This is a genomic window from Sulfitobacter sp., assembly GCF_041552635.1.
GTDB lineage: Bacteria > Pseudomonadota > Alphaproteobacteria > Rhodobacterales > Rhodobacteraceae > Sulfitobacter.
The window spans coordinates 1-10,868 of the sequence record NZ_JBFEKM010000140.1; the positions used below are offsets into that span (position 1 = coordinate 1).

The 10,868-nt window shown below is 59.7% G+C and carries 12 protein-coding genes; all 12 read left to right on the forward strand.

Going from position 1 to position 10,868, the window contains the following annotated elements; genetic code table 11:
• Positions 1–469 (forward strand): glutamate ligase domain-containing protein (locus ABYT07_RS15315; RefSeq protein WP_372992910.1); only part of this gene is annotated, 469 nt, incomplete at its 5' end.
• On the forward strand, positions 470–721 hold the full coding sequence (locus ABYT07_RS15320) for a DUF2484 family protein (protein WP_372992911.1): 252 nt from the start codon (positions 470–472) through the stop codon (positions 719–721).
• Complete coding sequence (locus ABYT07_RS15325) at positions 718–978, forward strand: DUF2484 family protein (RefSeq protein ID WP_372992912.1); 261 nt, start codon at positions 718–720, stop codon at positions 976–978. The genes ABYT07_RS15320 and ABYT07_RS15325 overlap by 4 nt, the downstream gene beginning before the upstream one ends.
• Complete coding sequence (locus tag ABYT07_RS15330) at positions 975–1,271, forward strand: hypothetical protein (RefSeq protein WP_372992913.1); 297 nt, start codon at positions 975–977, stop codon at positions 1,269–1,271. The genes ABYT07_RS15325 and ABYT07_RS15330 overlap by 4 nt, the downstream gene beginning before the upstream one ends.
• On the forward strand, positions 1,268–2,218 hold the full coding sequence (gene murB, locus ABYT07_RS15335; protein WP_372992914.1) for a UDP-N-acetylmuramate dehydrogenase: 951 nt from the start codon (positions 1,268–1,270) through the stop codon (positions 2,216–2,218). The genes ABYT07_RS15330 and murB overlap by 4 nt, the downstream gene beginning before the upstream one ends.
• Positions 2,219–2,348: 130 nt before the next feature.
• On the forward strand, positions 2,349–3,227 hold the full coding sequence (locus ABYT07_RS15340) for a D-alanine--D-alanine ligase (RefSeq protein ID WP_372992921.1): 879 nt from the start codon (positions 2,349–2,351) through the stop codon (positions 3,225–3,227).
• Positions 3,215–4,102, forward strand: a complete 888-nt coding sequence (locus tag ABYT07_RS15345; RefSeq protein ID WP_372992915.1) for a cell division protein FtsQ/DivIB — start codon at positions 3,215–3,217, stop codon at positions 4,100–4,102. Before ABYT07_RS15340 ends, ABYT07_RS15345 begins: the two co-directional genes overlap by 13 nt.
• Before the next feature lie 4 nt (positions 4,103–4,106).
• Positions 4,107–5,441, forward strand: coding sequence for a cell division protein FtsA (gene ftsA, locus ABYT07_RS15350; RefSeq protein WP_372992916.1), 1,335 nt, complete (start codon positions 4,107–4,109; stop codon positions 5,439–5,441).
• A 172-nt stretch (positions 5,442–5,613) separates the two neighbouring features.
• Positions 5,614–7,242, forward strand: a complete 1,629-nt coding sequence (ftsZ, locus tag ABYT07_RS15355) for a cell division protein FtsZ (RefSeq protein WP_372992917.1) — start codon at positions 5,614–5,616, stop codon at positions 7,240–7,242.
• 346 nt (positions 7,243–7,588) lie between these two features.
• Positions 7,589–8,512, forward strand: coding sequence for a UDP-3-O-acyl-N-acetylglucosamine deacetylase (gene lpxC / locus ABYT07_RS15360; RefSeq protein ID WP_372992918.1), 924 nt, complete (start codon positions 7,589–7,591; stop codon positions 8,510–8,512).
• Between the two features lie 195 nt (positions 8,513–8,707).
• Positions 8,708–9,580: an outer membrane protein assembly factor BamD gene (locus tag ABYT07_RS15365; RefSeq protein ID WP_372992919.1), complete on the forward strand. Its 873-nt coding sequence runs from the start codon at positions 8,708–8,710 to the stop codon at positions 9,578–9,580.
• Positions 9,581–9,617: 37 nt separating this feature from the next.
• On the forward strand, positions 9,618–10,868 hold a 1,251-nt coding region (locus ABYT07_RS15370; RefSeq protein ID WP_372992920.1), incomplete at its 3' end, for a DNA repair protein RecN.

Here is a 10,868-nt window from a genome sequence, read left to right on the forward strand (position 1 = left end):
CGGCGTTAACCGGCGATTTACCAAGGTGGGCGAAGTGGACGGTGTGTCGATTATTGATGACTACGGTCACCATCCGGTTGAAATTACTGCCGTTCTCAAGGCGGCGCGCCAAGCGACCGAAGGGCGTGTGATCGCCGTGCACCAGCCGCACCGCTACAGCCGCCTAAGCCACCATTTCGATGAATTCTGCGCCTGTTTTAATGACGCCGATGTGGTGGGCATTGCCGAAGTCTATGCCGCCGGAGAAGACCCGATCGAGGGGGCGAGCCGCGATGATCTGGTCGCAGGGCTGATCCGCCACGGACACCGCCATGCCCGTGCCGTCCAAAGCGAAGGCGATCTGGCACGGCTGGTCAGAGAACAGGCCGGCCCGGGCGATATGGTGGTCTGTTTGGGGGCCGGTACGATCAGCACTTGGGCCAATGGCCTGCCTGCCGCCCTTGAGGCGATGAAAAAGGAAACCGTCTAGGTGGCGCTGGTCTGGCTTTGCCTTCTCTGGGTTTTTCTCTCGGCTGGGGTCGCAACCCTGCCGCTGCGGGTCCAATATGTGCCCGGCGCGATACTGCTGGTTGCCGCACCGGTGTTGATCGTGATGATCGGCCTTCAGGTCGGCTGGCTTTATGCCTTGCTTGCGCTGGCTGCCTTTGTGTCGATGTTCCGCAACCCCTTGCGGTTCTTGCTGGCAAAGCTGCGCGGACAAAAACCGGAGGTGCCCAGATGAGCCTGTCGTTTATCCTTGCCTGTCTGTGGGCGGTGGTTGCCAATGTTCTGGCGATGACACCCAGTTCTGACAACCACTGGCGCAACGCCTATATCCTGATTGCAATCGGCATCCCGATCTTGGGTTATGTCACCATGCAACACGGGCCATGGGCCGGTTTGTTGGTGCTGGCGGGAGGCTGTTCGGTACTGCGCTGGCCAGTGATCTATCTGATGCGCTGGCTGCGGCGTAGTGCAGTAAGGGGACCTGCGGAATGAACGGCACCCTTGCGCTGTTGATCGCTGTGCTGGCTGTCTTGATGCTGGCGTCGGGGTGGTGCGGCTATTCCAAACGGTTCTTGGGATTTTTGGGCGTGCTTGTCGTGGGCCTTGTGCTGAACGGTGCGTGGATGATCTGGGGTCTTGGGGCAAAACCATTCGAGACACCGGTGATTGCAGCCCAAATGGCGGCGGTGGGCTATGCGCTTTGCGCGTTTGGCACCGGCTGGCTGATCGGGCGTCTGGTCCGGCAGTTGCGGGCGACCCGCGTTGAAAAAGGCGCGAATACATGACCGGTGTGGACAAAGGCGCACCGCAGCCCAAAATTTCAGTCCCCGACATGCGTGGCAAGCTGACACCACAGCGCCCGCTGAACGAACTGACATGGCTGCGCGTGGGCGGGGCGGCGGATTATTTGTATCAACCCGCTGATGCTGATGATCTGGCTGCGTTCATGACTGCCGTACCGTCCGATATCGCGGTTTTCCCAATGGGCGTCGGGTCCAACCTGATCGTGCGTGATGGTGGTCTGCGTGCTGCGGTAATCCGGCTGGGGCGCGGTTTCAATGCGATCGAAATTTCTGACGGGCAGGTGACTGCCGGGGCGGCCGCACTGGATGCCCATGTCGCCCGCAAGGCGGCGGATGCCGGCCTTGACCTGACGTTTTTGCGCACCATTCCGGGCAGCATCGGCGGCGCAGTGCGCATGAACGCAGGGTGTTATGGCAGCTATACGGCCGATCATTTTGTCAGCGCCCTAGCAATCACGCGGGCAGGCGACCGGATCACGCTGACCGCCCAAGACCTGAAGTTCGAGTACCGCCAAACCGTGCTGGACGAGGGCTGCGTGATTATCTCGGCCACCTTCGCGCCGCCAACCGGTGACCCCGACACACTGCACAGCCGCATGGCAGACCAATTGCGCAAGCGCGATGAAACCCAACCCACCAAGGACCGCAGCGCCGGATCGACCTTTCGCAACCCTGCCGGTTTTTCCAGCACCGGGCAGGCTGATGACAGCCATGCGCTGAAGGCGTGGAAGGTGATCGACGACGCCGGACTGCGCGGTGCAACCCTAGGTGGCGCTCAGATGAGCCCCAAGCATCCCAACTTCTTGATTAACACCGGCGGTGCAACGGCGGCAGAACTTGAAGCTTTAGGCGAAGATGTGCGAAAAAAGGTTTACGATTCCAGCGGTATCACGCTAGAGTGGGAAATTATGCGGATCGGCGAACCATAATCGTCCGGGCGCACAGGCACGTCACCGCATTGCGGTAAATCTAAGATAAATAAGGGTCACCAAAGACCCGATTAAAAAGGCACGTTGAGTGGGAATGTCGAGCAGGACACCCCCGAAAGTGGCGGTATTGATGGGTGGCCCTTCGGCTGAGCGCGAAGTGTCATTGTCAACAGGGCGCGCATGCGCCGCCGCTTTGCGGGACAGAAATTTTGACGTCGTAGAGGTCGATGCCGGCCCCGATCTGTGCGCTGACCTGCGTGCCGTGGCCCCTGATGTCGTGCTGAATTGTCTGCACGGTCGCTGGGGCGAAGACGGCTGCGTGCAAGGTATCCTTGAATGGATGCACATTCCTTACAGCCACTCCGGCGTGTTGGCTTCGGCCCTCGCGATGGACAAACAGCGCAGCAAAGACGTGTTCCGCGCCGAAGGCCTGCCCATTGTGGACAGCATTATCGCGTTGGCGTCCGACGTGCGTGCGGCCCATGTGATGGAGCCGCCCTATGTGGTGAAACCCAACAACGAGGGATCATCGGTTGGCGTCTATCTGGTGGATATCGAAAACAACGGCCCGCCGCAGTTGGACGACGATATGCCTGACCTTGTGATGGTCGAAAAATTTGCCGCTGGCCGCGAGTTGACGACAACTGTGATGGGCCAGCGTGCCCTGACGGTCACCGATATTCTGACCACCGGCTGGTATGATTACGACGCGAAATACAAAGAAGGCGGATCGACCCATGTTGTGCCCGCCGACATCCCCCAAGAGATTTTCGAGCTGTGCATGGAGTACGCCGTGCGCGCGCACAACGCGCTTGGCTGTCGTGGTGTCAGCCGCACGGATTTCCGCTGGGATGAAACCCGCGGTGCCGATGGTCTGATCCTGCTGGAAACCAATACCCAGCCCGGCATGACCCCCACATCGCTGTCGCCCGAACAGGCGCAGGCGGTGGGCATTTCCTTTGGCGACTTGTGCGCTTGGATGGTGGAGGACGCCTCGTGTCATCGCTGATCAACCGCGTCAAACCTTCCAAATCCGTGCGGCCCGACCCTGCGCCGTCCCGTTGGGCGTGGCGGATGCAACGGCTGATGCTGACGCCGACTTTTCGGTTCGGGCTGCGGATCGGTATGCCGTTTTGCCTGTCGATGATCGCGGGCACGATCTATCTGGCGGATGATGCGCGGCGGGGGCAGATCACTGATATCTATACCAACACCCGTGCCAGCATTGAACAGCGTCCTGAATTCATGGTCAAACTGATGGCGATCGACGGGGTCCAAGACCAGCTGGCCGCCGATGTGCGTGCCGCTTTGCCGATCGAATTTCCCACCAGCTCTTTCGATCTGGACCTGCCGGTGATGCGCGCCACCTTGATGGAGCTGCCGGGCGTCAAGCAGGCAACCTTGCGCATCAAACCCGGCGGGTTGCTGCATGTCGACGTGCAGCCGCGTGTTCCCGTGGCTGTGTGGCGCACCGAAGACGGGTTGGTTCTGGTGGATATCGAAGGTCGCGCAATCGGCACCATCACCCATCGGGGCGAGCGGAACGATTTGCCGCTTGTGGTAGGGGACGGGGCCGATGCCCACCTGACCGAGGCGCTTCAACTAAGCCGCGCTGCGACCCCTTTGGGCGACCGGTTGCGTGGGTTGGTACGCATGGGCGCGCGGCGTTGGGATATCGTGCTGGACCGCGACCAGCGGATCTTGTTGCCCGAAACCGGCGCGGTTCAGGCGCTGGAACGGGTGATCGCGCTGGAAGGCGCACAAGAAGTTTTGACCCGTGACGTTGCGCGGGTCGATATGCGGTTGGCGCAAAGACCAACCGTTCAAATGAATAAAGAGGCCACCCAAGAATGGTGGCGTATCAGGCAGATTTCGGGGCAATGAGAATATGATGGACCTATACGGTAGTCAGCGGTCGATGCGGCACATGCGCAAGCTGGCGATGCAGCGCGGGGTTGTGGCAATCTTGGATGTGGGCACCTCGAAAATTGCCTGTCTTGTGTTGCGCTTTGACGGCTCGGGCCGGATGTCCGAAGAAGGCGAGATCGGGTCGCTTGCGGGTCAGTCCGGTTTTCGGGTGATCGGTGCGGCGACAACGCGGTCGCGCGGTGTCCGCTTTGGCGAAATCTGTGCCATGCAAGAAACCGAACGCGCTGTGCGCACCGCATTGCAGGCCGCACAAAAGATGGCCAACATCCGCGTTGACCACGTGATCGCCTGTTTCTCGGGGGCCGAGCCACGCAGCTATGGCTTGGACGCGACCATTGATCTTGAGGGGCAGGTCGTATCGGAACAGGATGTGGCGCAGGTGCTGGCCAGCTGCGATGTCCCCGAATACGGCGAGGACCGCGAAGTGCTGCACGCGCAGCCCGTCAACTTTGCGATTGATAACCGGTCCGGACTGTCGGACCCGCGCGGGCAATTGGGCAATGCCCTGTCCGTTGACATGCACATGCTGACCGTCGATGCGGCAGCCGTCCAGCATCTGGCCCATTGCATCAAACGCTGTGATCTGGAACTGGCGGGGATCGCATCGTCATCCTATGTCTCGGGGATTTCATCACTGGTTGAGGATGAACAAGAACTGGGGGCCGCTTGCATTGATTTTGGCGGCGGGTCTACGTCGGTGTCGATCTTTATCCGCAAACACATGATTTATGCCGATAGCGTGCGCATGGGCGGGGATCACATCACGTCGGACATCTCGATGGGATTGCAGGTTCCGACCGCCAATGCCGAGCGGATCAAGACATTCTATGGCGGGGTACATGCGACAGGTATGGACGACCGCGAGATGATTGATATCGGTGGCGACACCGGTGATTACGAACACGACCGGCGCACCGTCAGCCGCGCCGAACTGATCGGCATCATGCGCCCCCGCGTCGAAGAGATTTTGGAAGAAGTCCGCGCGCGTCTGGATGCTGCCGGGTTCGACCACCTTCCCAGCCAGCAGATCGTGCTGACCGGCGGCGGCAGCCAGATTCCGGGACTTGACGGGCTTGCCAGCCGCATTCTGGGGCAACAGGTGCGTCTTGGCCGTCCCTTGCGCGTGCATGGCTTGCCGCAGGCGGCCACGGGCCCCGGCTTTGCCTCGGCTGTGGGGTTGGCGCTGTTTGCCGCGCATCCCCAAGACGAGTGGTGGGATTTCGACATTCCTGCCGATCGTTATCCGGCACGGTCGCTTAAGCGCGCTGTCAAGTGGTTCAGAGACAATTGGTAGCCCCACATGCGGTGTGGAAACCGAAATCCTGCGAGAAGTGGCAAAAAAGCGCCCAGATACTGTGGCAAAACTGTGTTTTTTAGGTGACGCACCAGTCTATTCTCTGTAAGATCGTGCTAACTGATCGAAAAAATGCCCCGCAAGCGGGCAAAACAATACAGGCGGACGGCTCATGACACTTAACCTTTCCATGCCAGGACAAAGCGACCTCAAGCCCCGGATTACCGTTTTCGGTGTCGGCGGGGCAGGCGGTAACGCCGTGAACAACATGATCGAGAAGAACCTCGATGGTGTTGAATTCGTGGTGGCAAACACCGATGCGCAAGCGTTGCAGCAGGCCAAGGCCGAAAGCCGCATCCAGCTGGGCATGAAAGTCACCGAAGGTTTGGGCGCAGGCGCGCGGGCCTCTGTCGGGGCTGCCGCCGCCGAAGAGAGCATTGAGCAGATCGTTGATCACCTTGCCGGTGCGCACATGTGTTTCATCACGGCTGGTATGGGCGGGGGCACCGGGACAGGTGCCGCACCGATCATCGCACAGGCTGCACGTGAATTGGGTGTTCTGACCGTAGGCGTCGTGACCAAGCCGTTCCAGTTCGAAGGCAACAAGCGTATGCGTCAGGCCGAGGAGGGTGTCGAAGCCCTGCAAAAGGTCGTCGATACGCTGATCATTATTCCAAAACAGAACCTGTTCCGTCTGGCGAACGAGAAAACCACATTCACCGAAGCATTCTCCATGGCGGATGATGTTTTGTACCAAGGTGTTAAGGGCGTGACCGATCTGATGGTTCGTCCCGGCCTGATCAACCTCGACTTTGCTGACGTTCGCGCCGTAATGGACGAAATGGGCAAAGCCATGATGGGCACAGGCGAGGCCGAGGGCGAAGATCGCGCGATCCAAGCCGCAGAAAAAGCCATCGCAAACCCGCTGTTGGACGAAATCAGCCTGCGCGGCGCGAAGGGTGTTCTGATCAACATCACCGGCGGTCACGACCTGACCCTGTTCGAACTGGACGAAGCGGCCAACCGCATTCGCGAAGAAGTCGACCCGGATGCCAACATCATCGTTGGTTCCACTCTGGACACCGAAATGGGTGGCATGATGCGCGTGAGCGTTGTCGCAACAGGAATTGATGCGGTTGACGTGAACACGGAAATGCCCGTGCCGCGCCGTTCCATGTCGCAGCCTTTGCAGCAAAAAACAGTCGTCGCAGCACCTGCGCCCGCAGAGCAGGCACCTGCGCCAATCGCGGCTCAGGCTGTGCAGGTCGAATACGAAGAAGACCAGCCCCAGCTGTTCGAAGACGCAGCGTCGCACGGTCAGGGTGGTTACTCGGATGATGTGTTCGAGGATGTTTCATCCGATGCAGACGATCTGCCACCCCCGGCATACCGTCCGGAAGTGGCCTCGTTCGAGCCGCGCCGGGAAGTATACGAAGAAGAAACAGCGCAAGAAGCATTCGTAGCACCGCGCGCACCGGCACCCGGCACACCATCGCCAGAAGCCTTGGCACGTTTGCGTGCTGCGGCCCAAAAAGCAGCGCCACAATCCCAGCCGCGTCCGCAGCCTCAGCAGCGTTCGCAGCCAGCAGCCCCCGAGCAGGGCGAGAAGCGTTTCGGTATCAATTCCCTGATCAACCGCATGACCGGTCACGCCGAAGCAGAGGCCCCGCAGCGCCCCGCGCGCCAGCAGCCCCCGGTTCAGACCCGCGCTTCTTCTGCCGCGCCACAACCACGTGACGTGCAGGACGAAGATCAAGAGCGTATCGAGATCCCAGCATTCCTGCGCCGTCAGGCGAACTAAGCGCAGTCATACGCAGCTGACCAAATCTGAAAAGGCCATCCAACCGGGTGGCCTTTTTGCTTTTCAGCGCAGGGATATTTGCCGCGTTGCAGCAATTTCGACAGTACCATGACTGAAATATGTGAGTGTTTGACACATAAATCTTCACGCTTTTCGATGTATGGTCGGTTTGAATGCCTGGCTTAATTATTATAATTCAATAGGTTGGTGTCATGTGGGCGCATTCGCGCCCGATTGTGACAGTGATGTTTCAGACCGTAGTAATCCTTGAATTGAGCATTCGGAACCGTGCCGCTAGATCATTGTTTAACTTAGACAGATGATCTTTGGGCATTGGAATCGTATCGTGCAGACAACCATCAAGACAGCGATCAGCTTTAGCGGCAAGGGCCTACACTCTGGCCAGCCTGCAACTGTAACGATCCGTCCGGCAGGCGCACATCACGGCATCTGGTTCTCGCGCAGCGATGTGCATGTTGGCGACCGGCTTATTCCGGCCCGCTGGGATGCCGTGAACCGGTCGCCCCTGTGTACCAAGCTGGAAAATGCTGCTGGTCTGTCTGTGTCCACTGTCGAACACCTGATGGCGGCGCTTGCGGGCTGTGGCATTCACAATGCGTTGATCGAAATCGATGGCGGCGAAGTGCCTATCCTTGACGGGTCTGCGGCCCCGTTTGTGCGCGGTATCATGCAGCGGGGCGTGCGTGCCTTGTCCGCACCCGTGCGTGCGTTCGAAGTGCTCAAGTCTGTGACCGTGATGGATGGCGATGCGTCTGCAACCATTGCGCCAAGTCACACAATGGTTATCGATTTTGAAATTGATTTCGTGGATGCCGCAATTGGCCGCCAAAAGAAATCACTTGTCATGAACAACGGATCGTTTGCACGTGAATTGTGCGACAGCCGCACCTTCTGCCGTCAGGCGGATGTGCTGTCGATGCAGGCAAACGGTCTGGCACTTGGGGGCAACCCCGGTGAAAACGCTGTCGTGTTTGATGGCGACAAAGTTCTCAGCCCCGGTGGTCTGCGCCATGCTGACGAACCTGTGCGCCATAAAATGCTGGACGCTTTGGGCGATCTGGCGTTGGCGGGTGCGCCGCTGATTGGCCACTATACCGGCGTGCGTGCGGGTCATTCGCTGACCAACACATTGCTGCGTGCACTGTTTGCCACGCCCGGTGCGGTGCGTCTGGTGGAATGTGACATGGAAATGTCCGCACGCCTGCCCGGATACGGTCTGGTGTGGGACGAGATCCCCGCCGTTGCGTGAACACGCAATGACCCGCGTTGCGAGGTTGAAACTCTGCACGCGCTTGTTTAATCCTATATCGAAGACAGCTGGCAGCAATGAGTGCTGCACACTTAGCAATGCCTAATGCCCGTTTTGTTGCGCAGTTTATTGTGCTAGCAACGGGCAGGTGCGTATCGTAAGCGTGGCTGGTGGAATGAAACGAGGGTGTTTAGCATGACAGGTGCGAAGTCGCGCAAGCGGTTGGTCGGTGCGGTGCTTGTGGTTGCGGCCTTGGGCGCATGCGGGGGCGGCCAAGATACAGGCCGCGTTACCAATAGTTTCTTTAACCCGCAGGAAGTGCCGCTGGAAACCTATTCCGCCGAGCAGATTTACGAGCGTGGCGAATTTGAACTGAACCGCAAGCGCCCTGCTGAAGCGGCCGAGTATTTCTCGGAGATCGAACGTCTGTACCCCTATTCGGAATGGGCAAAGCGCGCGCTTATCATGCAGGCCTTTGCCTTTCATCAAGACCAGGATTATCCCAACAACCGGTCCGCCGCGCAGCGTTTCATCGATTTCTTCCCCGATGATGACGACGCGGCCTATGCCAGCTATCTTTTGGCGCTCAGCTATTATGATCAGATCGACGAGGTCGGGCGCGATCAGGGGCTGACTTTTCAGGCGCTGCAATCGTTGCGTCAGGTCATCGAAGTGTATCCCGACAGCGAATATGCCCGCGCAGCGGTGCTGAAATTCGATCTGGCGTTCGACCATCTGGCCGGCAAAGAAATGGAAGTCGGGCGCTATTACCTGCGTCGCAAGCATTACACCGCATCGATCAACCGGTTCCGGGTTGTGGTCGAAGACTTCCAGACAACCTCGCACACTGCCGAAGCCCTGCACCGCTTGGTCGAGGCCTATCTGTCGCTTGGCCTTACCGACGAGGCACAGACCGCAGGGGCAATCCTTGGGTTTAACTACCAATCGACCGAATGGTACGCCGCCAGCTATGCCTTGCTGACCGGTAAGGGCCTCGAGATGAAGTCGCTCGGCAACAACTGGCTCAGTGCGATTTACCGCCAAAGCATCAGAGGCGATTGGATCTGATACGTCCCGCCCGACGGTCCCACACGGAAATTTATCCATGTTACGCGGCTTAGATATCTCGGATATGCTGATCATCGACCGGCTGGAACTTGCGTTTCAGCCGGGTTTGAACGTTTTGACGGGTGAAACGGGCGCAGGCAAATCGATCTTGCTCGACAGTTTGGGCTTTGTTCTGGGCTGGCGTGGCCGCGCGGATCTGGTGCGCCAAGGGGCCGCACAGGGCGAGGTTACGGCCTGGTTTGACCTGCCCGACGGGCATGCCGCCCATGCTGTGCTAGAAGAGGCTGGCCTGCCCAGCGGTCCAGAACTGATCTTGCGGCGCATCAACGGGTCGGACGGGCGCAAGACCGCGTGGGTCAATGATCGTCGCTGTTCGGGCGAGGTGCTGCGCGCCTTGTCGGAAACCTTGGTTGAACTGCACGGCCAGCATGATGACCGCGGTTTGCTGGACCCCAAAGGCCACCGCGCCATTCTGGATGAATTTGCCGCCAACGCCGCCCTGCGCGATTCATTGCGCAAGGCGTGGTCTGCACTGGCCGCAGCCCGCAAGGCGGCCAAGGTTGCTGCCGCTGAACGCGACGCCATTGCCGCCGAGGAAGAATTCTTGCGCCACGCGGTCGGCGAATTGGACAAGCTGAACCCGCAAGCGGGCGAAGAAGCCGAACTGGATGTGCGCCGCCGCACGATGCAAAGCGCCGAGAAAATCCGGTCTGACGTCGTGAATGCCTATGAGATGATGGGGCAGAGCGGGGCGGAAACCCAACTGGGCGATGCGCTGCGGTGGTTGGACGGCGTGGCGGACAAGGCTGATGGTACGCTCGAGGCCCCGATGGCCGCGCTGTCACGTGCGATCATCGAACTGGACGAGGCGATGGAGGGCGTGGTGGCCGCAATCGACACCATGTCGTTTAACCCGCTTGAGCTGGAAGAAACCGAGGAACGCCTGTTCGCGATCCGCGCCCTTGCGCGCAAACACGAAGTCGCTCCCGATGATCTGGCCGGCTTCGCCGACACGCTGCGCAGCAAACTGGACGCGCTGGACGCGGGCGAGGCGGCACAAGCAGGGCTTGAGAAAGCCGTGCGCGATGCTCAAGCCTCCTATGACAGTGCCGCCGACGCGTTGACCGCTGTGCGTACCAAGGCGGCTGTCAAGCTGGACAAAGCCGTCGCCGCGGAACTTGCCCCCCTCAAGATGGAGCGCGCGGTGTTCCAGACCCAGATCACCGCCGATGCGGCCGGCCCCGAAGGACGCGATGCCGTGTCCTTTACTGTGGCCACCAACCCCGGC

Bases quoted from the DNA above. Each gene is read 5' to 3' on its own strand.
- ABYT07_RS15325 (WP_372992912.1), top strand. From the start codon at position 718: ATGAGCCTGTCGTTTATCCTTGCCTGTCTGTGGGCGGTGGTTGCCAAT.
- ABYT07_RS15330 (WP_372992913.1), top strand. From the start codon at position 975: ATGAACGGCACCCTTGCGCTGTTGATCGCTGTGCTGGCTGTCTTGATG.
- murB (WP_372992914.1), top strand. From the start codon at position 1,268: ATGACCGGTGTGGACAAAGGCGCACCGCAGCCCAAAATTTCAGTCCCC.
- ABYT07_RS15340 (WP_372992921.1), top strand. From the start codon at position 2,349: ATGGGTGGCCCTTCGGCTGAGCGCGAAGTGTCATTGTCAACAGGGCGC.
- ftsA (WP_372992916.1), top strand. From the start codon at position 4,107: ATGATGGACCTATACGGTAGTCAGCGGTCGATGCGGCACATGCGCAAG.
- ftsZ (WP_372992917.1), top strand. From the start codon at position 5,614: ATGACACTTAACCTTTCCATGCCAGGACAAAGCGACCTCAAGCCCCGG.
- ABYT07_RS15365 (WP_372992919.1), top strand. From the start codon at position 8,708: ATGACAGGTGCGAAGTCGCGCAAGCGGTTGGTCGGTGCGGTGCTTGTG.